Source organism: Prosthecobacter fluviatilis (genome assembly GCF_042655725.1).
In the GTDB taxonomy this organism is placed as follows: Bacteria; Verrucomicrobiota; Verrucomicrobiia; order Verrucomicrobiales; family Verrucomicrobiaceae; genus Prosthecobacter; species Prosthecobacter fluviatilis.
The window spans coordinates 87,052-111,191 of sequence record NZ_JBHSMQ010000002.1; the positions used below are offsets into that span (position 1 = coordinate 87,052).

At 60.6% G+C, this 24,140-nt stretch carries 24 protein-coding genes; 9 read left to right on the plus strand and 15 right to left on the minus strand.

Features of this window, described 5'->3' with window-relative positions:
- Positions 1 to 6: 6 nt before the first annotated feature.
- Positions 7 to 1,203 (plus strand): formaldehyde dehydrogenase, glutathione-independent, encoded by a 1,197-nt coding sequence (gene fdhA / locus ACFQDI_RS05550; RefSeq protein WP_377164271.1) that lies wholly within the window; start codon positions 7 to 9, stop codon positions 1,201 to 1,203.
- Between the two features lie 284 nt (positions 1,204 to 1,487).
- Here fdhA and ACFQDI_RS05555 read toward each other — a convergent pair whose 3' ends face one another.
- Together ACFQDI_RS05555 and ACFQDI_RS05560 are read right to left on the minus strand one after the other, a co-directional pair.
- Positions 1,488 to 2,120 (minus strand): DUF2959 domain-containing protein, encoded by a 633-nt coding sequence (locus ACFQDI_RS05555; RefSeq protein ID WP_377164273.1) that lies wholly within the window; start codon positions 2,118 to 2,120, stop codon positions 1,488 to 1,490.
- Between the two features lie 6 nt (positions 2,121 to 2,126).
- Entirely contained in the window at positions 2,127 to 2,483 is a 357-nt protein-coding gene (locus ACFQDI_RS05560; RefSeq protein WP_377164275.1) for a glutaredoxin family protein, read from the minus strand.
- A 151-nt stretch (positions 2,484 to 2,634) separates the two neighbouring features.
- Here ACFQDI_RS05560 and ACFQDI_RS05565 point away from each other — a divergent pair, with 151 nt between their 5' ends.
- Positions 2,635 to 3,480, plus strand: a complete 846-nt coding sequence (locus ACFQDI_RS05565; RefSeq protein ID WP_377164277.1) for an SPFH domain-containing protein — start codon at positions 2,635 to 2,637, stop codon at positions 3,478 to 3,480.
- 12 nt (positions 3,481 to 3,492) lie between these two features.
- On the opposite strand, the gene ACFQDI_RS05570 is transcribed toward ACFQDI_RS05565, so the two are convergent.
- From ACFQDI_RS05570 to ACFQDI_RS05585, 4 genes are all read right to left on the minus strand, one after another.
- Entirely contained in the window at positions 3,493 to 5,817 is a 2,325-nt protein-coding gene (locus ACFQDI_RS05570) for a hybrid sensor histidine kinase/response regulator (RefSeq protein ID WP_377164279.1), read from the minus strand.
- A 116-nt stretch (positions 5,818 to 5,933) separates the two neighbouring features.
- Positions 5,934 to 8,120, minus strand: a complete 2,187-nt coding sequence (locus ACFQDI_RS05575) for an alpha/beta hydrolase family protein (protein ID WP_377164281.1) — start codon at positions 8,118 to 8,120, stop codon at positions 5,934 to 5,936.
- Positions 8,121 to 8,153: 33 nt separating this feature from the next.
- Positions 8,154 to 8,864 carry a carboxylesterase family protein gene (locus ACFQDI_RS05580; RefSeq protein WP_377164283.1) on the minus strand — a complete coding sequence of 237 codons (711 nt, stop codon included), beginning with the start codon at positions 8,862 to 8,864 and terminating at the stop codon, positions 8,154 to 8,156.
- A gap of 43 nt (positions 8,865 to 8,907) precedes the next feature.
- Positions 8,908 to 9,603, minus strand: a complete 696-nt coding sequence (locus ACFQDI_RS05585; RefSeq protein WP_377164285.1) for a zinc metallopeptidase — start codon at positions 9,601 to 9,603, stop codon at positions 8,908 to 8,910.
- Positions 9,604 to 9,701: 98 nt separating this feature from the next.
- Between ACFQDI_RS05585 and ACFQDI_RS05590 the strand changes: the two genes are divergently transcribed.
- Positions 9,702 to 10,724 carry an NHL repeat-containing protein gene (locus ACFQDI_RS05590; protein ID WP_377164287.1) on the plus strand — a complete coding sequence of 341 codons (1,023 nt, stop codon included), beginning with the start codon at positions 9,702 to 9,704 and terminating at the stop codon, positions 10,722 to 10,724.
- 97 nt (positions 10,725 to 10,821) lie between these two features.
- Positions 10,822 to 11,574, plus strand: a complete 753-nt coding sequence (locus tag ACFQDI_RS05595; RefSeq protein WP_377164289.1) for a hypothetical protein — start codon at positions 10,822 to 10,824, stop codon at positions 11,572 to 11,574.
- Between the two features lie 5 nt (positions 11,575 to 11,579).
- Here ACFQDI_RS05595 and ACFQDI_RS05600 read toward each other — a convergent pair whose 3' ends face one another.
- The 5 genes from ACFQDI_RS05600 to ACFQDI_RS05620 all read right to left on the minus strand — a co-directional run bounded on the left by ACFQDI_RS05600 (position 11,580) and on the right by ACFQDI_RS05620 (position 17,031).
- The gene (locus ACFQDI_RS05600; RefSeq protein WP_377164291.1) at positions 11,580 to 12,368 is read right to left on the minus strand and encodes a succinate dehydrogenase/fumarate reductase iron-sulfur subunit; all 789 of its coding nucleotides are present in this window, start codon (positions 12,366 to 12,368) and stop codon (positions 11,580 to 11,582) included.
- An 18-nt stretch (positions 12,369 to 12,386) separates the two neighbouring features.
- A complete protein-coding gene (locus ACFQDI_RS05605; protein WP_377164293.1) occupies positions 12,387 to 14,303 on the minus strand; it encodes a fumarate reductase/succinate dehydrogenase flavoprotein subunit in 1,917 nt (638 codons plus the stop codon).
- A gap of 18 nt (positions 14,304 to 14,321) precedes the next feature.
- On the minus strand, positions 14,322 to 15,041 hold the full coding sequence (locus tag ACFQDI_RS05610; protein WP_377164295.1) for a succinate dehydrogenase cytochrome b subunit: 720 nt from the start codon (positions 15,039 to 15,041) through the stop codon (positions 14,322 to 14,324).
- A 228-nt stretch (positions 15,042 to 15,269) separates the two neighbouring features.
- Positions 15,270 to 15,626 (minus strand): hypothetical protein, encoded by a 357-nt coding sequence (locus ACFQDI_RS05615; protein ID WP_377164297.1) that lies wholly within the window; start codon positions 15,624 to 15,626, stop codon positions 15,270 to 15,272.
- Between the two features lie 82 nt (positions 15,627 to 15,708).
- Positions 15,709 to 17,031: a muramidase family protein gene (locus tag ACFQDI_RS05620; RefSeq protein WP_377164299.1), complete on the minus strand. Its 1,323-nt coding sequence runs from the start codon at positions 17,029 to 17,031 to the stop codon at positions 15,709 to 15,711.
- Between the two features lie 103 nt (positions 17,032 to 17,134).
- On the opposite strand from ACFQDI_RS05620, the gene ACFQDI_RS05625 reads away from it, so the two are divergent.
- The 3 genes from ACFQDI_RS05625 to ACFQDI_RS05635 all read left to right on the plus strand — a co-directional run bounded on the left by ACFQDI_RS05625 (position 17,135) and on the right by ACFQDI_RS05635 (position 19,409).
- Complete coding sequence (locus tag ACFQDI_RS05625) at positions 17,135 to 17,869, plus strand: N-acetylmuramoyl-L-alanine amidase (protein WP_377164301.1); 735 nt, start codon at positions 17,135 to 17,137, stop codon at positions 17,867 to 17,869.
- Positions 17,870 to 17,947: 78 nt separating this feature from the next.
- The gene (locus tag ACFQDI_RS05630) at positions 17,948 to 18,682 is read left to right on the plus strand and encodes an amino acid ABC transporter permease (RefSeq protein WP_377164303.1); all 735 of its coding nucleotides are present in this window, start codon (positions 17,948 to 17,950) and stop codon (positions 18,680 to 18,682) included.
- On the plus strand, positions 18,672 to 19,409 hold the full coding sequence (locus tag ACFQDI_RS05635) for an amino acid ABC transporter ATP-binding protein (RefSeq protein WP_377164305.1): 738 nt from the start codon (positions 18,672 to 18,674) through the stop codon (positions 19,407 to 19,409). The genes ACFQDI_RS05630 and ACFQDI_RS05635 overlap by 11 nt, the downstream gene beginning before the upstream one ends.
- Before the next feature lie 173 nt (positions 19,410 to 19,582).
- Here ACFQDI_RS05635 and ACFQDI_RS05640 read toward each other — a convergent pair whose 3' ends face one another.
- Together ACFQDI_RS05640 and ACFQDI_RS05645 are read right to left on the minus strand one after the other, a co-directional pair.
- Positions 19,583 to 21,541, minus strand: a complete 1,959-nt coding sequence (locus tag ACFQDI_RS05640) for a hypothetical protein (protein WP_377164307.1) — start codon at positions 21,539 to 21,541, stop codon at positions 19,583 to 19,585.
- A gap of 12 nt (positions 21,542 to 21,553) precedes the next feature.
- Entirely contained in the window at positions 21,554 to 21,961 is a 408-nt protein-coding gene (locus ACFQDI_RS05645; protein WP_377164310.1) for a hypothetical protein, read from the minus strand.
- 192 nt (positions 21,962 to 22,153) lie between these two features.
- On the opposite strand from ACFQDI_RS05645, the gene ACFQDI_RS05650 reads away from it, so the two are divergent.
- Entirely contained in the window at positions 22,154 to 22,288 is a 135-nt protein-coding gene (locus tag ACFQDI_RS05650) for a hypothetical protein (RefSeq protein WP_377164312.1), read from the plus strand.
- A gap of 11 nt (positions 22,289 to 22,299) precedes the next feature.
- Here ACFQDI_RS05650 and ACFQDI_RS05655 read toward each other — a convergent pair whose 3' ends face one another.
- On the minus strand, positions 22,300 to 22,590 hold the full coding sequence (locus tag ACFQDI_RS05655; RefSeq protein ID WP_377164314.1) for a hypothetical protein: 291 nt from the start codon (positions 22,588 to 22,590) through the stop codon (positions 22,300 to 22,302).
- 304 nt (positions 22,591 to 22,894) lie between these two features.
- Here ACFQDI_RS05655 and ACFQDI_RS05660 point away from each other — a divergent pair, with 304 nt between their 5' ends.
- Positions 22,895 to 23,401 (plus strand): DUF6702 family protein, encoded by a 507-nt coding sequence (locus tag ACFQDI_RS05660; RefSeq protein WP_377164316.1) that lies wholly within the window; start codon positions 22,895 to 22,897, stop codon positions 23,399 to 23,401.
- Positions 23,402 to 23,420: 19 nt separating this feature from the next.
- On the opposite strand, the gene ACFQDI_RS05665 is transcribed toward ACFQDI_RS05660, so the two are convergent.
- Positions 23,421 to 24,107 carry a lipoprotein gene (locus ACFQDI_RS05665; protein ID WP_377164318.1) on the minus strand — a complete coding sequence of 229 codons (687 nt, stop codon included), beginning with the start codon at positions 24,105 to 24,107 and terminating at the stop codon, positions 23,421 to 23,423.
- Positions 24,108 to 24,140: the final 33 nt, after the last annotated feature.

The window sequence follows — 24,140 nt, forward strand, 5'->3', positions numbered from 1 at the left end:
AATATTATGCCAAGCAATCATGGTGTCGCCTACATGGGTACCGGAAAGGTAGAGGTTCAGAGCATTGATTTCCCCAAACTGGAGCTGCGCGAACAGAAGCGCAAATGCCATCATGGGGTCATCCTTAAAGTCGTCAGCACAAACATCTGCGGCTCCGACCAGCACATGGTCCGTGGTCGCACCACCGCTCCCCAGGGGTTGATTCTCGGTCATGAGATCACCGGTGAGGTCATCGAGACCGGCCGTGATGTCGAGTTCATCAAAAAAGGCGACATCGTCAGCGTGCCCTTCAACATCGCCTGCGGCCGCTGCGCCAACTGCAAGGAAGGCAAGACCGGCATCTGTCTCAATGTGAATCCCGCCCGCCCGGGTGCGGCTTATGGCTATGTGGACATGGGGGGCTGGGTCGGCGGTCAGGCAGAGTACGTCATGGTACCCTACGCTGACTTCAACCTGCTGAAGTTCCCGGACCGTGATCAGGCCATGGCCAAGATCAAGGACCTCACCCTTCTCTCCGACATCTTCCCCACCGGCTATCACGGTGCCGTCTCTGCCGGCGTCGGCCCAGGCGCGACCGTCTATGTCGCAGGTGCCGGCCCTGTCGGCCTTGCCTGCGCAGCCTCCTGCCATCTCCTCGGTGCCGCCGTCGTCATCGTGGGTGATCTGAACAAGGAGCGTCTCGCCCAGGCCCGCCGCTTCGGCTGCGAAACCGTGGACGTTTCCAAGAGCGCCACCGTTCAGGAGCAGATCGAAAACATTCTCGGTGTGCCTGAAGTGGACTGCGCGATTGACTGCGTGGGCTTTGAGGCCCGCGGCTGCGGCCACAACCACAGCAAGGAAGTGCCAGCCCAGGTGCTCAACAGCGTCATGGAGATCACCAAGGCAGGCGGTGCCATCGGCATTCCCGGCCTCTACGTCACGGGAGATCCCGGCGCCGTGGACGAGGCTGCCAAGGTGGGCAGCCTTTCCATCCGCATCGGTCTCGGCTGGGCCAAGAGCCACACCTTCGTCACCGGCCAGTGCCCGGTCATGCGCTATCACCGCCGCCTCATGATGGCGATCTTGCACGACAAGATCAAAATCGCCAAGGCGACGAACGTGCAGGTCATTTCGCTAAAGGGTGCACCCAAGGGCTACACCGACTTCGACAAAGGCGCAGCCCGGAAGTACGTCATCGACCCCCACGGCATGATCAAAGCCTGATCGGTCAGAGAGTTATTCTGCGAAGCCCTCCCGCTGCAAAGCCGGAGGGCTTTTTCTTGCGTACGACAGACACTCTTGTCTGTCGCTCAGCGCCACCGCAGCCCGGCACGCGTCGAAGGTTCAACAAGCTCGCGAAGACCGGTCTTGTCTCGGCAATGAACTCATCACACAGGCACAACAGTCACGAAGATGAATGTTCAGAATCACCTCAGGCCTCTGTGCTTATCGTGCCTCTGCGGTTAAAACATAAGCACGATCCATCCCGCCTTTTAACTGCAATGGGATTACAACGTCTGAATAAACCGGTCCGCCTCGGCGATCGAGCGGTTCATCTGGTCCAGCAGCCTCTGGATGTCTCCCTGGATGTTGTCAGCCGTTCCGCGCAGCGAGCCGATGGCGGCAGCGTTCAGGTTATGCTTCAGGTAGAGCACCTGGTCATGAAACTGGCGCAGCACCGGATCCATCGTGGCTTCCGCCGCGTGGAGTGAGCGTGAGAGCGGCTCAAACCGGCTGCGTGTCTCCGCCAGTTTGCGGCGGCTGTCCGCAGCGAGAGAGGCGTTCCCATATTGGCGGATTTCCCCTTCCCATTCAAGGAAGAGGTCCCGTGCCACCGTGTCCACCTCGCGGATCTGACTGCGCACCCGGGCCGCCTGAGACTCACAGTCTTCGTATTCGCCTTTGAAGCGGTTGTAGGCAGACTCCAGGCTGCCGCCGTTGTAGTTGGTCAGCTTCTTGAGCTGGGTCAGAGCGTCCTGGAACTGCTCGCCAGCCTCTTTCTGCTCGCCACGGGCTTTTTTGACCGCGCTCTTGAGCAGGTCACGCTTCTCATAGCCCAGCTTTTCCCAGGCGGCATAGTACACGGTGTTGCAGGCTGCGAGAGCACAAGCCAGCCCGATGAGGAAAAGCCGGGAACGCATGTGGAATCAGCCCACGAATTTCAAGGTGCCAACCTGTCCTGCAGCCATCGCAGCGTGCTGGGCATCGGAGCAGGCCGAATTGGTCGGAGCATCAGCTGGTGCCTCATTCTTTTCCAGCAGGCCGTTTTCGGACATCCAGGCTTCCACTTCAGCGCCGCTGATGTCAGCGAGCATCGTGCCGTTGATCTCCACGCAGGGGGACAGCGGCTGGCCGCTCTTCTGCTCCATCTCCCAGCGGAAGGCCGGGTTTTTGATGATGTCCTTCTCTTCGTAGGCGAGCTCATACTTCCGGAAGATGGCACGGACGCCTTCGCTCCAGCCGCAGTAGGTTTTCAGGTAGGCAGTGATTTTGGGTGTTTGCATAGCGCGTTGAGTTACGCCCTCAGCCTAGCGGACGATGCAGCGAATGCAAACGGGCTGTCGAGCCGCCTGGGGGTGGAAAATCCCCTAAATATTATCAGTGACCACGCTGTGGTCAGGTGATTCAGTGGCACCCTCAACACTCATCCTGACCATGAAAGAACGCAACGCCTTCGCCATACCCGGCCTCCTTGTCATCTTTGCGGCCCTCGGCCTTGTGGCCTTCTACATCTACAGGTTTCCCGAGCACATCCCGCTGCTGATGCTTCCGGCGGCCATACTCGGGTTTCTGCTGCTGAAAGGATTTGTCATCGTCTCCCCCAATGAAGCGGTCGTGCTGACCTTTTTCGGCCAGTATAGCGGCAGCCTCGTGCAAAACGGATTCTGGTGGATCAACCCCTTTGCCAGCAGGCAGAAGATCTCCCTCAAGATCGCCAATTTTCAAAGCGAGCAGCTCAAGGTCAATGATGCGCATGGCAATCCCATTGAAATTGCGGCGGTGATTGTGTGGCGCGTGGTGGACTCCGCCAAAGCGACTTTTGCCGTCGAGAACTGCAACAGGTTCGTCCACCTGCAGGGGGAGACCGCGCTCCGGCATCTCTCCAACCTTTTCCCCTATGAGCCCCACGCTCCCGGAGAGATCGCTCTTCGCAGCCATCCGGCTGAAGTCGCAAATCAGTTGCGTGCCGAGCTGGCGGAGCGGACCAGCATTGCAGGCATCGAAGTTTTGGAGGCCCAGCTCAGCCACCTGGCCTACAGCCCTGAAATCGCACAGGCCATGCTGCGCCGTCAGCAGGCGCAGGCGGTTCTCGCGGCACGCCAGATCATTGTGGATGGCGCCATCGGCATGGTCGAGATGGCTCTGCGCAAGCTGGAAACGGACGGCATCGTCCAGCTCGACACCGCCTCCAAATCCACCATGGTGAACAATCTGCTCGTCACACTGGTCTCGGAAAACCACATCCAGCCCGTGCTTGCGACCACGCAGATGAAAGCCTGATGGACGGGCCACTCAAGGCGTCAGGGGCTTGGCCGGCGTCTTGTCCCGGGTGTCCGGCTCGTTGATCACGAGGTTGAGTGTCGTCACGACGCTCTGGGCGGAATAGGGCTTGGGCAGGAACTCCTGCACGCCCATCTCCGCCACCTTGGCAGGGCCGCCCAGATGGCTGACCCCGCTGGTGGCGATGATTTTGACATTCGGGTTGATGCGCTTGAGCCTCTGAATCGTGGCCGGACCGTCCATGACTGGCATCATCATGTCCGTCAGCACGACGGCTATCTCCGCGCTGTGCTGGGTGTAGAGCGCCACTGCCTCCGCGCCATTGGTGGCCACCAGCGTACGGTAGCCCAGCACTTCCAAAGTTCGCCGTATGGTTGTCCGGATGGACTCCTCATCATCCACGATCAGGATCAGTTCTCCCTTGCCCGTCGGCAGGGGCACTTCCTCTGCTTGGGCGGGCTTTTCGCTGCTGGCGGTGTTTGCCACGGCCGGCAGGCAGATGGTGAACACTGTTTGCCGGCCTGGCTCGCTGCTCACCGTGACGAATCCGCCGTGGCTTTTGGTGATGCTAAGTACCGTCGAAAGGCCCAGTCCCGTGCCTTTTCCTGTCTCCTTGGTGGTGAAGAAGGGATCAAAAATCTTGTCTAGTGATTCCGACGGAATGCCTAGCCCTGTGTCGCTCACGCTCAGCGTGACATAAAAGCCGGGCCTCGCGTCGATGTGTCCAGCCGCAGCAGCTTCATCCAGCATGATGAAGCCTGCGCGGATGGCCAGCTCCCCGCCTTCGGGCATGGCATCACGCGCGTTGACGCAGAGGTTGAGAAGGATTTGATGAAGCTGCGTGGGGTCGCCCAATAATGCAGGCAGGTCTTTTGGCAGGCTGCTGGTGCAGTGAATGTTTTTGGGAAAGGTGTCCTGCACGAAATGCTGGATGTCCTTGATCAGCGGCCCGGCGTGCAGCTCCTTGCGCTCGCCCTCCACGCCTCGTGCAAAGGTGAGAATCTGCCGGACCAGATCTGCGCCGCGTTTGGCGCTGCTTTCGATGCTCGCCAGGATGGAGAGGGTGCGCTCATTCGTGTGGATGAGCCTCAGCAGCTCGATCGACATGACGATGGGGGTCAGCACATTGTTCAGGTCATGAGCGATGCCGCCAGCCAGCGTCCCCACGCTTTCGATGCGCTGTGCGCGCAAAAACTGCTGCTCCAGCTTCTTTTTCTCCGTGATGTCGTTCACAATGCCCAGAAAGCCTGTGATTTCCCCGTGCTCGTCCTGCATTGCCGTCACGTTCAGGGAGACAGAGACACGGCTCCCGTCCTTCCTCACGTAGGTGCATTCACGCTCGCGCAGGATGCCGCGCCTGGCCTGCGCCACAAACACCTCAAATCCCGGCGGGATTGACAGGCCCGTTTCACGCGAGACCTCGGCGGCCAGGCGCTCCACATCAGACGCCTCATGGAACAGCTCCGGTGTCACGCTTCCAACCACTTCCTGCCTTGCATAACCGGTGAGTTTTTCAGCCCCGCAGTTGAAGGTCGCTATCAGTCCCTTCGTGTCGGTGCTGATGATGCCGCACGACGCGCTCTCCAGCACGCCGTTCTGCAGGTAGGTCAGCTCCTGCAGCTTCACGCTGGTGTCGATCAGGCGCTGCATGGTGGAAACCTGGCCGCGTGTCAGCAGCAGGGCGGTCAGCAGCGCAATGCCTCCGGTGACTGCGATCTGCGTCCAGCCCAGCAGCCGGATGTGCTCGTTGATGTCGGTGTTGACCACGATCATCTTTTGGACGGCCTGGTCCAGAGCGCCCGCCATGGCATCGCAGTCTTCGGTCAGCCTCTCACTGGCGTTCTTCAGCAAACTGCCTGCATTCTCCGTCTGCGGGTGCAGCTTGTTCATCACCTTGCCGATCTTCAAATAGCTCTCATGTGCCTCTTGCAGCTTTAGCAGGATGCTGGCCCGCTGGTTTCCTGTGGCGTGCTGCACCAGGCTGCCGGAGTTCAGGGCTTCCTCGCAGGTCTTCATGGCACCCCAGACGAGATCTGTCCGTCCCAGGTAGTCAGTCAGCTGTGGCATAGCGCTGCCCCCTGCCTGAAGAACAAGCCGGCTGAGGGTCTGACTATGCGTTCGCTGCTTCCCCAGCAGATTGACCGCACTGACCGTGGCAGCACGTTCTTTTTCCAGGGTGGTCCCTGTGATGTAAAAAATGGCAAAACTGGCCAGCAGCAGCAGTGCCGACCCGCCGAAGATGAGCCACAGGCGCCTGAAAAAATGCCTCAGATTGGGCATGTCCTGGCGTGCCGGCAGGGAGAATGCAGGCTTCTTCAAAAAATGGGTCACGCTCATCAGGGGGTAGCATAAGGGAAAGACCGGAGGTATCCCTTGGCATTTGATTCAAAAAAAGAATAAGCCTTTGCCGCTGAGGGCATAATGTCGGCTCAGCTCTCCTTAAATACGGGAAATCACTTCCACTCCAGCTTTTCCTTCAGGAATTCAAACGTGCCCACTCCATGGATGGTGTGCGGGCCGTCGAAATGCTCGATGGTGGTGCGCTCGCCAATCAGGAGCTTGTTGTAAAGGCGGCGGACCTTGGCGAACTCGTAGTTCACCCACTCGTCCACACCCACGCCATCGTTGTGTCCCCGCTCGACCATGAACGGCCGCGGCGCGATCAGGGCAGCCATCTCGGCGTAGTTGAAGGTGCGGCCCATGTTCCACTCCCAGATTTCATACTCATGGGTGTGGATGTAGCTCATCGGCATGTCCGTGCTCACGCACTTGCGCACCCATTCATTGAAGTCCCCGCTGCAGATGCTCAGGCAGTAGTCTGTCAGCACGGCCGGCGTGCGCATGGCGGATTTGCCTCCGTAGCTCAGGCCATAGAAGGCGATTTTTCCCGGCTGGGTGAAAGGCTGTGCCTTCAGCCATTCCAGGATGCGCTGGTGCTGGCCGTTGATGACGCTGTAAAGCGTGAGTCCGAGCGGGTTGAGCTTCCGCTGCAGCGTGCGGAAGGCGTCTTTGCCCCGATATGGGTTGTGCGGGGCAAAGGTGATGAAGCCCTGCTCCGCCAGCCGCAGGGTGAAGGCCTTGTAGGGCGCGTAGGCTTTCTGCGTCTCATCGGTGGTAATGGTGTCTTCAGGGATGCCCTCCAGGCCGTGCTGGCAGACCACAACGGGCCGCTTCTCGCCCGGCTTGAGGTCTTTGGGCAGGCAGAGCCAGCCCCAGGCAAAGACATCATCCCAGACATCCATGGTCACCTCGTAGATGGAAACTTTATCCGTTTCGCGCACGAAGCGGCTCTTGGCGTTCACCGGCAGGTTTGGGTCAGGGAGGCGGCCGATGACTTCGTTCCAGAAGCGCTCGCGCTCTGCGGCCGTGTGCTTTTCAAAGTCCGCCACAGACTTAAGCGGCAGTTTGTCCCAGAACTGCGCCTTGCGTTCCAGCTCCGTGCTCACCAGCAGGCGTTGGGTGAAGTTTTCCAGCTCCCTTACCAGGCGCTTCTGCCGGGTGGAGTCCACACGGGCGCGCTGCTCGTTCTTCTGCGGCATCACCGGCTCGATGGTTTTCACCAGCTGCTCCGCGATCTCCTTGGGCAGCAGGTGCGTGACCACTTCTTTGAGGCCATGCTCTTCGGTGGCCAGCATGAGCCAGTCTCCCGGTGCGAGCGCCTTGGCACGTGCCACTTCCGCCTGCACCGCGGCCAGGCCGGGCTTGGTGATCTTGCCCGGTGCGGCGATGTTTCGCTCTCCCTGCTTGGCCTCAGGAGGTCCCTGCACATTGGGGAAGCCAAGGTTCTGCACCACCATCGGACGTGGAGCGATGAGTGAGGCCACTTCGGCATCGCCAAAATCGCGCAGCAGTCCAAACACGTTGCGGTAGATTGGCTCCGCCCAGACACCTTCACGCGGCTCGAAGCAGCCCCAGACATAGACTGAGCTGATACGTTCGTCGATGGCGCCCGAGTACATGGCAAGAAGACCGCCTTCTCCCAACCCCGCCACCAGCAGCGGCAGCTTTGGCTGGGCACTGAAATAATCGACCAGGGACAGCATTTTCTGCACTTCATAGCCGATGATGTGGCGTCCGAGCTCATACGACTGGCGGTAGATCCACTCGCGGTGCGGAATGTTCGTCTTCACTCCGAACTTGCCGTTCGTGCTGAATTCGCTGCCCCGGCTGATGAGCGCCGGAATGACGATTTCACAGCCGCTGTAGGCCAGCATGGCGTCATTGGCCAGCTTCTCGGGATCCGTGTCCGCATCCGGGATGTAGATCACCCGTGCCACAGGCTTGTCCTTTGGCTGAATGAGGATGCCCTCTCCATGCACACCCTCAAACACCGGCCAGCGCACGCGCAGGATGCGCGCCGTTGCGGTCTCTGCCAGCAAGGCAGGAGCGGAGGTGTCTCCCACAAGCTCCAGCGCCGTGATGGGCAGCCGTGCGTCCACCATTCCCAACGCCGCCCGCAGCTTCTCGCGGGTCGGCTTGCGGCCCTCTTTGGACTTTTCGATCAGCCTCAGCGCTATTTTGTCGATCCCCGCCACCATGGTGGCGGAAAAATCAGCATTCGGCTCCAGCGGCTGGGTGCCGGGCAGCACTTGAGCCTGCAATGAGGAGGCAATGAGAAGCGGGAGGAGAGGTCGGATCATGGGAGATCAAACGCCCGCCGGGCCTTCTCCCTGTCATGGCTTCTTCTGCTCAAACAGCCAGTTCCAGAACTCCGGATTGGCATATGTTTGAGTCCATGAATCATGACCCACGCCGGGGTAGATGGTGAATTTGACCGGTGCGCCGATCTTTTTCAGAGCATCGAAAATCTTCTGGCTGTTCTCGATCGGAACGGCGCCGTCCTTGTCGCCATGGAAGATCCAGCAGGGCATGCTCTTGAGACGTTGCGCGGTTACCCAGCGCACGCCTGCGCCACCGCAGATGGGGGCGATGGCGGCGTAGGTTCCAGGATACTCAAAGGCCGTCTCCCAAGTGCCAAAGCCGCCCATGCTGATGCCCGTGAGATAGACACGCTTGGGATCGACGCGCAGCGTTTTGATCAGGTGTTCGGTGACCGCCTGGACGCCGTGCGGATTCCACAGGTTGTTGGATTCGCACTGCAGGCTGGCGATGATGGCGGGAAATTTCTGCCCGGCGGCGAGCAGCTTTGGCGGCCCGTGTTTTTTGATCAGTTCAAGATCGGTGCCCCGCTCTCCAGAGCCGTGGAGGAAGACCACCAGCGGCCATTTCTTGTCCTTGTCGGCTTCGTAGCGCTCGGGCTTGCTCAGGAGGTAGCGGTAATTGACCTTGATGACAAAATCACCGCTGAATGAAGCCGGTGTTTGTGTGTCTGCGAGAAGCGCGGACGAGATGGCAAGAATGAATAAGGCGGTGAGTTTGACCATGCTAGCAGAACGTCACCCCTGAGCCTTGCCTTGCTTCACAAGATCACTGCGGACGCATCTTTCCCGTGCCAGGCAGGGCGCTGAGGAAAAAATAGCGCGGCGAACTCAGCAGATCCCCAACCTCACGAATGGCCATGCAGAAAAGCAGTTCATCGAGCCGGCTGCTGGCCTGGGCATGGTTTTTGAGGTGCTCGTCCAGGAAACGGCGCAGACGCTTGTTGGCGTTGAACTCCAGAGGCACGCTGCCAAGGTTCAGCAGCAGAAGAAGAACGATGACTGCGGCGGTGACGAAAATGGCGTTCTTTGCTATGAGAATGCGGGCGATCATCAATCCCACAATGGCGAACACTGCGGCCATGGGAATGTAGCGGCTCATGCGGATGCAGCTCTGCCGCCACTTGAGCTCGCTCAACGACTCCCCGGTCTGCAGCGCATGCGCTGCCTCATGCAGTGCGATGGCCCAGGCGGACAAGGTGGTGCCCTGGGCCACATCCCGACGCAAAAACAGGCGGCGCCGGGTCGGCTCGAAGTAATCGGTCACGACAGCATTGTGTTCGACGATCTGCACGTCATCCACGCCTTCGGATTTCAGAAACATGAGCGCGATCTCGCTGCCGGTATGCGCTGTGGGGGCGTTGGCCCGGAAGCCTTTCAGCATCATCGACGCATGGCGCGCCTGCGCCCAGCGGGCGACGGCAAGGCCGAGGAAAAGAGCAGCGACAATGAGAATGAATACCATGGGAAGAAGCGGGGAACACCCTCGCAGCAATACGGGTGCTGGCAAACCATCCATGCGTTGATCTTGCACCGGGACGCCAGGCATGATTGCTTGCCCGCATGATCCGCTCCGCCATCCTGCCGCTGCTCAGCCTTTTCGCCGCCGGGTTTTCCCATGCTGAGGATGTTCTCGGGCAAGGGGATTTTCGTTATCGGGTTGTTCCCGGCTGGGGACGCGAGGCGCTGGCCCAGGTGAATGTGAAAAATGGTCATGCGGTCGCCATCGACTCGCAGGGGAGGCTGCTGTTCCTCACAGACGATGCCAGGAACAATGTGGTGATCCTCGATGCGAAGGCGGGCACGCTGATCAAGCACTGGACGGCCCGCATGCCGGGGGCGCATGGGATGAGTTTGGTGCGGGAAGGGGGGCGCGAGGTGCTTTTTATCACGGACACGCAGCTCCATGAGGTACGCAAACTGACGCCAGATGGCGAAGAACTGGCACATTTTGCGTGGCCGGAACAGGCGAAGCTGCATGCGAGCGCCAACGAATACCGGCCTTCGAAAACGATCCATTTTCCCGATGGTGCGTTCTGCGTCTTCGACGGCTATGGAAAGGACTACATTTTCCACTACAAGCCGGATGGGACGTTGCTGCGCTGGTGGGGTGGAAATTTGGGGGAAGGCGAGAACCAGCTAAAGCACTGGGGGCCGCATGGCGGGGCTCTGGATGTGTCGGATTCGGCAAAAATGCGGGTGATTGTCGCCATGAGCGACCAGCAGGAGATCAAACGGTTCACGGCCGAGGGGCGGTTCATCGACAAGATCCCGATGCCGGGTGGGAATCCGCGGGACATCATCTTTTGGGGAGACCACGTGATTGTGCCACATCTGGGGGATCAGTGGCCAAAGGACAGGAACTCGCCGGGTTTCATCTCGATTGTGGACCGGGAGTATCGGATTGTTTCCAACATCGGAGCCCCGGCGGCGGTTTATCAAGATGGGGTGCTGCAGCCGATGCAGAGCGATCACAAGACCTTCATCCACCCGCATGGGGTGGCGGTGGACACTGAGGGGAATCTTTACGTGGCCCAGTTTGCCTCTGCGGCGGCGCCTCTGCTGAAACTGGAGCGCATCAGGTGAATGAAACTTCCTTCGGGCAGAGGTGTTAATAGCTGCAATGAAAACTGAGACCAGCTATCAGGTTGCCAAGAGGATGCAGCGGAGGAAACTGCCCGTCATGCGTCCACTGGTCCTCCTATTTGCCCTCTGCACAGCAGTGCTTGCCCAGAGTGAGGGCAACAAGCCAACGCCGCCCCCGCCTCCTCCGCCCAAGCCCGGGGAGGGGCCGTCGTATCGTGATGGAGAACATCGCGGACCACCGGGGATGATGCATGGCCGGGGCGGACCTCAGCGTGGATTTGACGGTTTTGAAAAGCTTTCCGAGGACGAGAAGCAGAAGGTGCGTGCCGCTTTTGAAAAGGCTTGGCAGCGGCCTGAGGTGATCGAGGCGCGTGACAAGGCTCTGCGTGCGAACGAAGAGATGCGCAACACGCTGCACGCGGCGCTGAAGGACATTGATCCCGAGGCGGTGGCGATCCTGGAGAAGATCAAGCCGCAGTTCCCGATGGATCAACGCGGCCTGCCGGAGCTGCCGAAGCCGGACTCACCTGAGTTTGCCCGCATGGCGGTGATCCGTCTTGGCGCGGAGATGCTTTCGTTCTCCAGGCCTGAGCGCCGTGACGAGACAAGGCAATTCCATGAGCGCATCATGCAACTGCCACGTGTGAAAGAGGCGCTGGCCAAACTGGGCGAACTAGCGCCTGACCAGCGTATGGAAGCCTTTAAAAAGCTGCGTGAAATCTACCGCGAGGCAGCAGGGCAGGAATTCATCAAATTCCGCGACCGAGGAGGAGATCCGAAGGATGGATTTCGCCGTCCGCCACCGGAGCAGGACAAGCCTGCTCCGCCTCCTGGAGAGCCGAAACCTTAAGACGATCAGTCGCCGCCGCCGGCCACCTTGGGGGTGTTGCCGAAGGCTTCTTTGACGGAGGCGATGGCGTAGTCGCGGTTGAGCTTGGTGATCCAGCGGACGCTGATGCCTTTGGGGCAGGCGGCTTCGCACTCGTACTGGTTGGTGCAGTTGCCGAAGCCTTCCTTGTCCATCTGGCGGACCATGCCGAGGGTGCGGCGGTCTTTTTCGGGCTGGCCCTGAGGCAGGGAGTTAAGCTGTCCGGCCTTGGCGGAGACAAAGAGCATGGCGCTGGCGTTTTTACAGGCGGCCACGCAGGCACCGCAGCCGATGCATTCGGCTGCGTCCATGGCGGCGTCGGCGACTTCTTTGCCGATAGGCAGGGCGTTGGCGTCCTGAGGTGCGCCGGTGCGGACGGTGACGAAACCACCGGCCTGCTGGATGCGGTCGAAGGCGGTGCGGTCCACCATGAGGTCCTTGAGGACGGGGAAGGCGCGGGCGCGGAAGGGCTCGATCCAGATGGTGTCTCCGGTGCGGAATTTGCGCATGTGGAGCTGGCAGGTGGTGGTGGCTTTTTCAGGGCCGTGGGGGACGCCATTGATCTGCATGGAGCACATGCCGCAGATGCCTTCGCGGCAGTCGTGGTCGAAGGCGACGGGGTCTTCGCCTTTGGAGATGAGGCGCTCGTTGACGATGTCCATCATCTCCAGGAAAGAGGCATGATCGGGGATTTCCGGGGCTTCAATGTCCTGGAAGTGGCCTGGCTGCGAGCCATTCTGACGCCAGACTTTGAGGTGCAGATTGAGTAGAGACATGGGGACGGGAGAGGAACGTTATTTGTAGCTGCGGACGGCAAGGTGGACTTCTTCGAAGGCCAGCGGCTCCTTGTTGAGGGTGGGCTGGCTGAGGTTGCCGGTGTATTCCCAGGCGGCTGCGTAGCTGAAGTTTTCGTCGTCGCGCTTGGCTTCGCCGTCTTCGGTCTGGTATTCGGAGCGGAAGTGACCGCCGCAGCTTTCCTCACGGTGGCGGGCATCGAGGCAGAGGAGCTCGGCGAACTCCATGAAGTCGGCGACGCGTCCGGCTTTTTCGAGCTCGGGATTGGTGAAGTCGCCGCTGCCGGGGACCTTCACATTTTGCCAGAACTCTTCGCGCAGCTCAGGGATGCGCTTGAGGGCTTCGGTGAGGCCTTCGCGGGTGCGGGCCATGCCGCATTTGTCCCAGACGAGGAGGCCGAGCTCGCGGTGGAAGCTGTCCACGCTGCGCTTGCCGTTGATGTTGAGGAATTTCTTGGTCTGCGCGGTGCAGTTTTCGAGAGCCTTTTTGAACTCAGGGTGCTCAGTGGTGATGCTGCCGGGCTTCTGGTTCACGAGGTAGTTGGCGATGGTCGTCGGGATGACGAAGTAGCCGTCTGCGAGGCCCTGCATGAGGGCGGAGGCTCCGAGGCGGTTGGCACCGTGGTCGGAGAAGTTGGCCTCTCCGAGGACATGGAGACCGGGGAGGTTGCTCATCAGATTGTAGTCCACCCAGAGGCCGCCCATGGTGTAGTGGACGGCGGGGTAGATGCGCATGGGGCGCTTGTAGGCGCTCTCTCCGGTGATGCGCTCGTACATTTCGAAGAGGTTGCCATAGCGCTCGGCGATGGTCTTGGCTCCGAACTGGCCAATGGCTTCTGCGAAGTCGAGGTAAACACCGCGTCCGCCGGGGCCGACTCCGCGACCGTCGTCGCAGGCTTCCTTGGCGGCACGGGAGGAGATGTCACGAGGGGCGAGGTTGCCGAAGCTGGGGTATTTGCGCTCGAGGTAGTAGTCGCGGTCGGCCTCGGGGATCTGGTCGGGATTTTTACCGCAGTCTTCCTTCTTCTTGGGGACCCAGACACGGCCGTCGTTGCGGAGGGACTCGGACATGAGCGTGAGCTTGCTCTGGTAGTCGCCGCTAACGGGGATGCAGGTGGGGTGGATCTGGGTGTAGCAGGGGTTGGCGAAGAAGGCGCCTTTGCGGTGAGCACGCCAGGTGGCGGTCACGTTGCAACCCATCGCATTTGTGGAGAGGTAGAAGACGTTGCCGTAGCCGCCGGTGCAGAGGAGGACGGCGTCGCCGGCGTGGGCTTCGATTTTGCCTGTGACGAGGTTGCGGGTGATGATGCCCTTGGCGTGGCCGTCAACGGTCACGAGGTCGAGCATTTCCATTCGGGTGTACATCTGCACGCCACCTGCGGCGATTTCCTTGTTGAGCGCGGAGTAGGCGCCGAGGAGGAGCTGCTGGCCGGTCTGGCCGCGGGCGTAGAATGTACGGCTGACCTGGGCACCGCCGAAGGAGCGATTGGCCAGCATGCCGCCGTATTCACGGGCGAAGGGAACGCCCTGGGCGACGCATTGGTCAATGATGTTGACGCTGACTTCGGCGAGGCGATGGACATTGGCCTCACGGGCGCGGAAGTCGCCGCCTTTGACGGTGTCGTAGAAGAGACGGTGGACGCTGTCGCCGTCGTTCTGGTAGTTTTTAGCCGCATTGATGCCGCCCTGGGCTGCGATGGAGTGGGCGCGGCGGGCGCTGTCCTGGAAGCAGAAGCATTTCACCTTGTAGCCGAGCTCGGAGAGAGTGGCGGCTGCGGAGGAGCCTGCGAGGCCGCTGCCAACGACGAGGACGGTGAACTTGCGCTTGTTCTTCGGATTGATGAGCTTGGAGTCCTGCTTGTGCTTGGACCACTTCATGGCCATCGGGCCGGAGGGAATGTTTGAATTGAGAGGCATGGCGTGTCGCGGGAAGAATTAACGGCCGTAGTTGAAGAACAGGATCGCGATGGGGATGGAGCAGTTGCCCACTAGGATGAGGCCGGCGAAGGCGTAGCCGAGCTTTTTGAAGAGGGGCTCTGTTTTGTCTGTGGAGACGCCGAGGGTCTGGAAGAGGCTGCTGAAGCCGTGGCTGAGGTGGCTGGAGAGAAGCAGCATGGCGATGATGTAGAAGATGGAGGCCGGGGCCCAGGAGAAGCCGGCGATGACCATGCGGTAAACGTCGTGGACGGTCTCGCCGTGGAGGGTGGTCTTGTAGGTGCCGTAGTCGTTGCCGACGCGGACGGTGAAGTGAAGCAGGTGGTAAACGATGAAGGCCAGGATGGTGAGACCGCTCCAGATCATGGTGTGGGAGGCCTTGCTGCTGACCTGGGCCTTGTGCTGGCCGTAGGCGTCCTTGCGGGCGGCGCGGTTGGCTTTGGTGAGCTGGATGGTGGCCACGATGTGGATACCCACGGCGGCCAGCAGTCCGAGGCGGGCGATCCAGACGCCGCCACCGTGCAGGGCGGTCTGGAGCATGTGGCCGTATTCATTGATGGCGTCTTTGCCGACGAAGATCAGCAGGTTGCCGATCATGTGGCCGAAGATGAAGCCGATCAGCACGAGGCCGGTGAGGGCCACGAGGAACTTTTTGCCGATGGAGGAAGCGTAAAATCGAGAGAGGGAGTCAAAAACAGCGCTCATGTGGGAGGTTTTCATCTTGAACATACGTAGCGACAGCGCAAGCCGGGCGTTCAATTTTTCCTGCGGAAATGCTGCTGCGAAGCGGTCTCAATCGTCTTCAATTGTCGGCTTGATGCCTATGTAATTCCGGAGTCTGGGTCTGCTTGTGTAATTCTCGCCATTAGGGAGAAGGTGTGGGCGGGGGCGCGGCTCAGCAGTTCCACAGGTCTCGCATTTCAAGAGGCGGCACTCCAGGCAGCCTGCTCAGTCCAGAGGCCGGATGCGGAGCTGGCGCAGTGTGTAAAAAGCATCCTCAGCCCCAGCCATGCGCCGCGCTCCATTTTTCCGCCGTGGGCCGAAGAGCTCGCGCTGCGCCTCGAAGATGCTTTCCACAAACTCTTTGCTGCCCAGTACGAGGCCATCGGTGAAGTAGCGCACCCGCAGGCGCACCAGCTCGGTGGTGCTGAGTTTGCCTTTCGCAGCCAGCACGGCACGGGCGGTGTCTGCGCTGACAACGGAGCGCACGACGTGTTCGTTCCGGGCGTCTTTGATTTCGCGGCCGTCGGCATGCAGCAAGCAGCGATAGGCTTCGGCGGCAGCGGTGCTTTTCCAGCTGCCCACGGGTTTGCCCAGAGTCAATCAATAAAATGCCTGGCATTTAGTTGATTGATTTTCGCGCAAACCTTGTGCGGGTGTGGGACGGTCAGCGGCTGCCTACGGAGACGGCACCCATGGCGGGGACCATGATTTCGTCTCCGGTCTTGAGAGGGGTGCCGGGGGTGAGGCGGTTCATTTCGCGAATCTGGTCGGGCGTGGTGGTGAACTGGGTGGCGATGGATTCGATGGTGTCGGAGCTGTCTACGCGATAGGCGAGGATGCCGCGGTGTGAGTCGGTGGTGTCGGGGGCCTTGGGGGAGGCTGCGACGATTGGGGTGGGAGCTGGTGGTGGACCTGGGGGCGGGGTGGCTGCTGGAGCGAGCCCGGCGGCGGGTGGTGGTGGGGCTCCTGGGACGCCGTAGCCGGGAAGGGGGATGGTGTCGGAGGATTGCTGTGCGGGGACGGGAGTTTTGGAGGCGACGGTGATGGTGGTGGTGCGACCGGGGATTTTGAGGCGCTGACCGACGGCGATTTTGTTGACGTCCTTGATCTTGTTTGCGCTGGCAAGGCTGGCGATGGTCATTTTGTGCTTGAGGGCGATGCCTTTGAGGCTGTCGCCTTTCCTGACGGTGTAATACACGGGGGCACTGACCTTGACGGTGGACGTGGGGGCTGGGGTGATGCCACCGGGAGTTGGCGGGGTGTAGCTGGCGGGTGTGGTGGGGGAGTCGAGGCGGTGAGGCGAGGGAATGAGGAGGGCCTGGCCGACATGGACTTCTTCTTCGGTCATGCGGTTGAGCTGCTGGATTTCGCCGACGCTCACGCGGTGGGTGGTGGCGATGCGCCAGAGGGTGTCTCCGGGCCGGGCGATGTAGGTGGTGTGTGCGGCGAGGTCGGTGCCGCCATCGTAGCGGGTGCTGCTTTTGCCGCCTCCGCGCTTGATGCTGCTGACGTCGCGCTCGAGCTCGCCGATGCGGATGTTTTGCACGCGGTCACTTTCACGAATTTTGGTGACCTGGGTGGAGAGGTCGCCAGTGGGGCCATAGACTTTGGGCGGTGGCGGGGGGCCTGCGGCGGGCTTTTTGGCGGGGGCGGACCTGGTGCCGGATTTACCGCTGGTGGCTGACTTGCCGGATTTGGTTGTGGCAGGTTTGGGTGCAGTGCCGTAGCCGGGAGGCGGGTAGGTATAGCCAGCAGGGGGGGGATAGGTGTTGGGGTATTGAGGACGCGTGACCGGGGCCTGAATGGCGGCGGCGGACTGGCGGCTGGCTTTGGTGGAGGGCTGCTTGAGCGCACCACTGGCGGGGTAGCCGGGTGGGGGGGGCTGATTGAAGGTGTTGGTGACTGCCGTGAGCGGCAGTGTGAAAAGGACGCTCCAAGCGAGTACCAGAAATCTCAGCGCACGGGATGCAGGGCGAGGCGTCTTCATATGGTTATTGTAGAAAATCAGGTTGTTAATTCAAACAAATATTTTATATTCTTGAATAATTTTTTTGAAATTTTACCCGTTTTTCGTCCTGAGCTTGCAAACGGTGGCTGCTTTTTTGGCCCTCGGTGGCAGTGCCTACTCACTAGTCTGGCTGGAGCAACGGCAGGCGGCCGAGCCTCCGGCGAGCCTGAGGCTGTGGGGGGAGAGGGTGCCTTTGGTGGTGGTGGATGCCGGGCACGGCGGGCATGATGGCGGGGCAGTGGCGAACGGGGTGGTTGAAAAAAATTTGAGCTTGGACATCGCGAAGCGGCTGAAAAGGGAGCTGGAGGCTGCGGGGGTGCGTGTGGTGATGACTCGCAGCGGGGACAGGTTCCTGACGCTGGATGAGCGGGCGGCTCTGGCCGGGGTGCATGGGGCGGCTGCGTTTGTGAGCGTGCATCTTAACACGAGCGGGGAGGGGAGTGAGGCGGAGGGGATCGAGACGTATTTTTCTGAATCGAAGGGGCTGTCTGCACGACTGATGGCGGTTGCCGGGGGCGGGCAGGAGCGGGCGGAGGAGGGCGGGGCAGAATTTGCCGCTACTGTGCAGAGGCTGGTCTGTGAGACGACCCGGGCGGTCAGCCGTGGCACGAAGGCGCGTGATTATGCGGTGGTGGCGAGGGCTGCGTGCCCGGCGGTGCTGGTGGAGTGCGGCTTTATCACGAGTGAGCGCGAGTCTGTGCGGCTGAAGCAGGTAAGCTACCGTGACCAGATCGCGGACGGGATTGCGCGCGGCGTGGTGCTTTTTTTGCAGACGCAGGGGGGCGGGCCGGCGGTGGTGGCTGCGGTGGCGAAGTAAATTCAGCGGGACAAACGGCCGGTTTCTGGCGTAGATGATGAGGTCTTGCCTGCGTGCCCTGTCAGTGATGTCCCGAAGATGCGCCAAGCCCTGTACGGGCTGGGGCTGTTTGTGCTGGCTTCGGGGGTGTTTTACGGGGTTTTCTCTGCGGTGGAGTATCCGTGGAACTGGAGCGGGGTGTTGCGATACCGGCAGCAGTTTTGCCAGGGCTGGCTGAGCACGATGGGGCTGTCGCTGGTGGCGATGGTGGTGAGTGTGGTGCTGGGGTTTGTGCTGATGCTGGGCAGGCGTGCGCCGTGGCTGCCGGTGAGGATGGGGTGCAGCAGTGTGGTGGAGGTGGTGCGTGGGTCGCCACTGCTGGTGCAACTGCTGATCGGGCACTATATCATCGCGCAGGCGCTGAAGGTGGATCAGCCTCTCTTTACCGGGATTCTTTTGTTGGGATGCTTTGAGGGGGCGTATCTGGCGGAGATTTTCCGCGGTGCTGTGGAGAGCATCAGCGCTTCGCAGCTGGAGGCAGCGCGGGCGGTGGGCTTCAGCCGGGTGCAGACGTACCGGTTTGTGATCATTCCGCAGGCACTGAGGAGGGCGCTGCCGGGGACGACGGGACAGCTGGTGTCGCTGATCAAGGATTCTTCGCTGCTGTCGGTGATCGGGATCGAGGAGATGGTGCAGAAAGTGAAGATCATGAACGCGGCCAACTTTGCTCCGCTGGAGGGCTACCTGCCGCTGGCGCTGGCGTACCTGATTGTGACACTGCCGCTTTCGCACCTGGCGCGGCGTTTGGAAGGGAGGTTTGCGTATGAAACTTGAGTCACATGCTGTGACGAAGCGGTACGGGGCGCATGCAGCGCTGGACGGGGCCTCGTTTGAAACGGGGGAGGAGGCGCGAGTGGTCGCGCTGCTGGGGCCGTCCGGTGGCGGGAAGTCCACGCTGCTGAGGGTGCTGGGGAGTCTGCTGGTGCCGGATGACGGACATGTGAGCATCGATGCGCGTGTGCTGCCGCATGATGAGGAGGGCGCTCTGAATGAGCGGCGTGGAAACGGCTTTGTGTTTCAGGGGTACAATTTGTTTCCTCACCTCACAGCGCTGCAAAACATCACGCTGCCGCTGGTGGAGGTGCATGGGATGCCGGAGGCGCAGGCGAAGCAGCGTGCGCTGGAACTGCTGCACCGGCTGGGGCTGGCGGGGCATGAGGACAAGCGGCCGAGCCAGCTTTCAGGTGGACAGCAGCAGCGTGCGGCGATCGCGAGGGCGCTGGCTCCGAAGCCTAGGCTGCTGCTGCTGGATGAGCCGACTTCGGCGCTGGACCCGGTGATGACGGGGGAGGTGCTGGATGTGATCCGTGAACTGGCGGAGGCGGGGCAGAGCATCATCCTGGCGACGCATGAGATCAGCTTTGCGCGCAAGGTGGCGGACTGGGTGGTGTTTCTGGCGGCGGGCAAAGTGCAGGAGTCATCGAGTGCGGCGGATTTCTTCACGAGGCCGCAGACGGAGCTGGCGCGGCAGTATCTGGAAGGGTTGTCTAAGTACCGCTGAGCACGCCCGAGCAGGCTCGTGAATAACAGAAACACGATGGGTGGAGCGGGGTTTGTGTCACCGCTACGCGGTTCCACGGATTTCCCCACAAGCCTGAGCGGTGCTGTCCCGTGGGGCAATAACCACGGCCATTGCTGTGCCAGCGCCAGGCGCTTTCGGGAGACGAAAGCGCTCTAGTTGTTGAGCGCCGAGGCGGAGGTGGTCTCGGGCGTGGCCGGTGGAGAGTCGCCGTTTTTGACGACTTCAACGAGGCGCTTGATGCCATCGCGGGCCATCTCGCTGAGGGGATGCATGCTCTTGGCTTTCAGATACCAGGCGAGGGCGGAACCGACCTGCTGCTTTTCCTCCTGCTGGCGGGCGTTTTCGATGGCGGTGACGAATTCGCTGGCCTTGACGCCGAGATCTGCGCGCAGTTTGCTGAGCACGGGATCATCGGGGTAGAGGGAGGATTCCTTTTCGACTTTTTCCCAGGCTGCGGGGGGGCTGCTGGCGGCGAGTTCCTTGGCTCCGCCGAGGATGAGCTCGAGTTTGCCCATGTCCTTGAGGACTTTTTCGAGCTGCTGTTTGCGGGTGAGGTCGTCTGCGACGGCGGCGATGAAGGGGGCCTGGTTTTCGAAGATCTGGCGGTAGTTGCGCTGGCTGATGAGGCGGTCGAACTCCATGAGAGCCTGGGACTTCATGTCTGTGGACTGCATCATGTGCTCGCTGAGCTGGGTGACGCGGGGATTGGTGGGCCAGATCTCGGCGGCGGCCTTCATCTCCGCCTCAACGGTTTTGGCGTCCTTGTTTCCCATGGCTGCATTGGCGTTGTTCACGTGCAGATTGCTCATGGTCTTGGCGGTCTGGATCGCGGCGAGGGGCTTGGCGTATTCAAAGTCGTCGGAGGTAGCGCGCAGCTCCATGACGACGGTCTCGGCGCTGGAGTAGTCCTTCATTTCGAGGAAGGAGAGGAGCTTGTTTTTCTTGCGGACGAAGTCGAGGACCTTGGTCTTTTCGGACATGGGGAGGCGGCGGACACGGGGGAGGTACTCGCCGATGCCGTAGGCTTCGAGGAGGCGGTTGCTGGCGCTGTCCACATCGCGACGGGCGACGAGGTTTTCAAAGGAGACGAGGGATTCGTCAACGCTGCGGATGGCTTCGAGGGAGAGGCCGTCGATCATGCTGACGGTGGGAGGGACGCCGAAGCTGCTAGAGAGGATCTTTTGGACGTCGCTGTTCTTGTCGAGCTGGAGGATGCTTTCGCCGTCGCGGAAGAGATTGGGATAGAAGCGGCAGGCGATGACGGCGTGCTCAAAGCGGCGCTGCATGAACATCTGGATGATGAGGGCCTGAAACTGGATTTTGCTGGTGACTTCGGAGAGACCCATGGCGGTCTCGTTGAGCTTGGTGCGGGCTTCGATTTCGGCGATGCCTTTGATGTAGCCGGAGGTGCGGCCGACGGTGGCGCTGTTGGTCTGCTGATTCTGGGCGTTCTGCTGGTTGTTCTTGGTGGTGCCGCCGGTTTTGGCCAGCGGGGTGCTGTTGAGGCCCATTTCCGCATTCCATTCGAGCTGCTTGCGGCGCTCGAGCATGGCGGCGTTGGCGAGCTTGCGCTCGTTGACACGCTTCTGAGAGGTCCAAACATCCCAGACGGCGTTGGCGACGGCATTGCAGAGGCCGCCGTCGATTCTGGCGGCACCGGCTTCGGGAAGCAGGGCGAAGGCCTTCATGACTTCGGGGCCACGGAGCTGGACTTTGGTGACGGGATCGGGGGCCTGTTTGTGCGTAGGCGCCAGCAACTCCATGATCTGGGCCATGATGTCGCGGTAGGCCTGGTCTTCGGGGCCGTTGGCCTCGGGGGTGGTGAGGTAGGTCTCAAAGCGGGAGCGCATGAGACGGTTGTTGGTCACGTTCCAGATTTTGCCGTTGAAGGTGACGTTTTCCGAACCGGGGTCGGCCATGGGCATGTTGCCGAGGGCGGTCTGGGTGTCGGTCTGGCGGTCGGCAGCGCTGCCGGGCACCATGTTGTAGTTGTTGTTGGAGGTGGTGGTCGTGGGTGCCGGAGTGGCTCCGGTGCCGTTGCCGCCGGGCAGGACCTGGGCGCTGAGGGGGCAGAGAGCGGCAAGGGCGAAGGCAAGAGTAAGGCGCTTCATAACAATGTGGGGTTATGCTTTGACGAGTTCGAGCACTTTGAGAACACCGGTTTCCAAGACGAGCACCTTGAAAATATAACGCTGACGGCGCTGAATGTTGGCGCCTTTGTAATCTGGCGGGACCCAGACGGGAATGAAATTGTTGCCTGAGCTGTCGCTGACCTGAAGGCTGAAGAGGCGGCCTTCGGCGCTGCGCCAGTTGTCGAGCCGGTCATCGACGACCCCTTCGATCTTGTATTCGTTGCCGCTGAGTGCGGTGGCATTTTCCATGAACTCGCCGGGGCTGAGCTCGGTGATGCCTGTCATGGGATCGGTGGTGCGATTCATCAAAAAGAAACCACCGCCACCGACGAAGGCGAGAATGGCGATCAAGCCCAGCCAGTGGGTGGGGCGTACTCCGGATTGTGCGCGGCGTGACATGGGAGGATCGGGAAGTTTTGGGTGGAGGGATCGGTGAAAGACAGGTTAAAAATCGACGACAATCGCTGGCTGTCCAATCCAAGATGACGCAGGTTGTCATGCATGGGAGACTCCGGCAGAACCAATATCCGCACTTATCACGATTCGTTTCAGGGAATCGGATGCGGGACAGGGTGCGCGCTGCATCTGGTTTTGCTGGGTTTCATCGGCCTGGCGGCGCTGGTGTGGTGCATCAAGAACCGCGCCTGGGAGCTGAGCGTGACTGTGGAGATGCCTGCGGGAAAAAAAGCCCCGGAGGATGAGGGCGGTGGCAGGACAGAGCCGTGAGGGGGAGCGGCCTACTTGTGGTCTGAGTCTTCGATATCGAAAAACTTGCCCGCGACGCCCCATGCCAGATCGGTGCGGGGCAGGATGCCATCGCCTCCGATGTAGTAGCGGCTGAAGATGAAGTAATTGTCACGGGATACGCCGGTGCTGGTGCCTGCGGAGAAGATGGAGGCCACTTTGAGGCTGAGCGAGCCTGCGATGCCGTATTTGTTCTGCATGTGGGAGCGGAATTCGGTCTCGTTGGGGTTGGTGAGAACGAGAACGACGAGCAGCGAGATGAGCAGGAAGATGATGAGTCTCATGGCGTGTTCACAAAAAATGGGTGCTGCGGGTGCGAAGTTGCACGCGCCCACGGGATGCTGTGGCGGCTGGCCTGGGATGGCAGCTGCAGCCGCTGGCCCAAGCCCCGGTGTCTACCAAAATGCCGTGCCAGAGGCTGGAAGGCCTATGCTGACAGTGGGATCTGGGAGGGGTGGTGAAATACACGGAATTTACTGTAGCATAAGGGTTTCAGCAGGGTTCCGTCCACTTTTTTGAGCGGGCCATGCGGGGTGGATGGGGCCGCAAGGCTTGCCGGAGAGGGGTTGCGGGCTAGGATGCGCGGGCATGCGTTTTCTGCCGTTCATTGTGTACTTTGTGGCGACTGCCTGCCTGCATGCGCATGCCGTGCATACCTCGACGGCGGAGGCGGAGTATAATCCGCAGACGAAAAGGCTGGAGGTGAGCCTGACGGTTTTCATCAGCGATCTGGAGACGGCGCTGATCCGGCAGAGCGAGCGGGAGATGCGGATGGAGAAGGTGCCGCCGGCGGAGTTTGATGCGCAGGTACTGGCTTACCTGAAGAAGACGTTTGTGGTGATGGATGCGTTGGGGAAAGCGGCGGAAATGAGGTGGGTGGGACGGGAGATGGAGAAGGAGAGTGAGAAGAGCGGGGACCCGGCGGTGGTGCTATTTTTTGAGGTGGAGATGCCGGGGGGCGTGGAGGGGGCGTCGCTGAGGTGCGCGGTGTTTGGGGAATTGTTTCCAGATCAGGTGACGATGGTGCATTTGCAAAATGGAGGCCACAAAACTGAACTCCGGTTTTTGCCAAGTGAGGCAACAAAGGAACTCTAGGAGATGACATGCCTTGCTCTCACTTGTATCCCCACTGCACCCAAAGGATGGCATAAGTAAATCCCAAGCCGAAGCCTTTTTCAGCGAGGAAGGTGTCGTAGTCACGGCTGTCAACGAAGCCTTTGGAGAACCTCCGAAGAGAAGCCGACACTCCTGCAAGCTGTCCGATGGTTTTGAGTGGTAGTGCATGCCCTGTTGCTGGATGCATCAAGACATCGATCGATGCATCGATTGCATCTGCGCAACTGATCAGCCTGACCTGGATGTCGACTGGTAATGTGAATGATGAACCATCACCCGCCCCGCTGTCATCGCGTGCACGGATGTATGCAGGTAGAATGTCCACCAGATCAATCCACGCTTTAGCAAGTGCGTTGATGGCTGGTTGATATTGCGGATGCAGACCTGCATCACGAAATGCCACGGGCAAAGATGGGGTTTTGAGAGTGGCACCCGCACGAAGCCGTTCAGGGATGGTTATGCCATTCAGGTGTCCCACGAAACCGCTGAAATCCCTGTGGTGGTAGGCGGTGGTCGCAATGGATTGGAGGGTGGAGCCTTTTGCAACGATGATGGTCGGAGTTGGAGGGGAGGGGACGTCGGAGATCTCTACTTTTGGCAGCGGGGGCACGATGACCTTTGCAGGCGTCTTCCTGCCGCATCCTGACAGGACGAGGAGGAGTGCAAGAATGACACTGAAGCGCATGGTGATTGCGTGAGCGTTAGTCAGAGCGGGCTA

Bases quoted from the DNA above. Each gene is read 5' to 3' on its own strand.
- fdhA (WP_377164271.1), top strand. From the start codon at position 7: ATGCCAAGCAATCATGGTGTCGCCTACATGGGTACCGGAAAGGTAGAG.
- ACFQDI_RS05555 (WP_377164273.1), bottom strand. From the start codon at position 2,120: ATGCGTTCCCGGCTTTTCCTCATCGGGCTGGCTTGTGCTCTCGCAGCC.
- ACFQDI_RS05560 (WP_377164275.1), bottom strand. From the start codon at position 2,483: ATGCAAACACCCAAAATCACTGCCTACCTGAAAACCTACTGCGGCTGG.
- ACFQDI_RS05565 (WP_377164277.1), top strand. From the start codon at position 2,635: ATGAAAGAACGCAACGCCTTCGCCATACCCGGCCTCCTTGTCATCTTT.
- ACFQDI_RS05570 (WP_377164279.1), bottom strand. From the start codon at position 5,817: ATGAGCGTGACCCATTTTTTGAAGAAGCCTGCATTCTCCCTGCCGGCA.
- ACFQDI_RS05575 (WP_377164281.1), bottom strand. From the start codon at position 8,120: ATGATCCGACCTCTCCTCCCGCTTCTCATTGCCTCCTCATTGCAGGCT.
- ACFQDI_RS05580 (WP_377164283.1), bottom strand. From the start codon at position 8,864: ATGGTCAAACTCACCGCCTTATTCATTCTTGCCATCTCGTCCGCGCTT.
- ACFQDI_RS05585 (WP_377164285.1), bottom strand. From the start codon at position 9,603: ATGGTATTCATTCTCATTGTCGCTGCTCTTTTCCTCGGCCTTGCCGTC.
- ACFQDI_RS05590 (WP_377164287.1), top strand. From the start codon at position 9,702: ATGATCCGCTCCGCCATCCTGCCGCTGCTCAGCCTTTTCGCCGCCGGG.
- ACFQDI_RS05595 (WP_377164289.1), top strand. From the start codon at position 10,822: ATGCGTCCACTGGTCCTCCTATTTGCCCTCTGCACAGCAGTGCTTGCC.
- ACFQDI_RS05600 (WP_377164291.1), bottom strand. From the start codon at position 12,368: ATGTCTCTACTCAATCTGCACCTCAAAGTCTGGCGTCAGAATGGCTCG.
- ACFQDI_RS05605 (WP_377164293.1), bottom strand. From the start codon at position 14,303: ATGCCTCTCAATTCAAACATTCCCTCCGGCCCGATGGCCATGAAGTGG.
- ACFQDI_RS05610 (WP_377164295.1), bottom strand. From the start codon at position 15,041: ATGAAAACCTCCCACATGAGCGCTGTTTTTGACTCCCTCTCTCGATTT.
- ACFQDI_RS05620 (WP_377164299.1), bottom strand. From the start codon at position 17,031: ATGAAGACGCCTCGCCCTGCATCCCGTGCGCTGAGATTTCTGGTACTC.
- ACFQDI_RS05630 (WP_377164303.1), top strand. From the start codon at position 17,948: ATGCGCCAAGCCCTGTACGGGCTGGGGCTGTTTGTGCTGGCTTCGGGG.
- ACFQDI_RS05635 (WP_377164305.1), top strand. From the start codon at position 18,672: ATGAAACTTGAGTCACATGCTGTGACGAAGCGGTACGGGGCGCATGCA.
- ACFQDI_RS05640 (WP_377164307.1), bottom strand. From the start codon at position 21,541: ATGAAGCGCCTTACTCTTGCCTTCGCCCTTGCCGCTCTCTGCCCCCTC.
- ACFQDI_RS05645 (WP_377164310.1), bottom strand. From the start codon at position 21,961: ATGTCACGCCGCGCACAATCCGGAGTACGCCCCACCCACTGGCTGGGC.
- ACFQDI_RS05655 (WP_377164314.1), bottom strand. From the start codon at position 22,590: ATGAGACTCATCATCTTCCTGCTCATCTCGCTGCTCGTCGTTCTCGTT.
- ACFQDI_RS05660 (WP_377164316.1), top strand. From the start codon at position 22,895: ATGCGTTTTCTGCCGTTCATTGTGTACTTTGTGGCGACTGCCTGCCTG.
- ACFQDI_RS05665 (WP_377164318.1), bottom strand. From the start codon at position 24,107: ATGCGCTTCAGTGTCATTCTTGCACTCCTCCTCGTCCTGTCAGGATGC.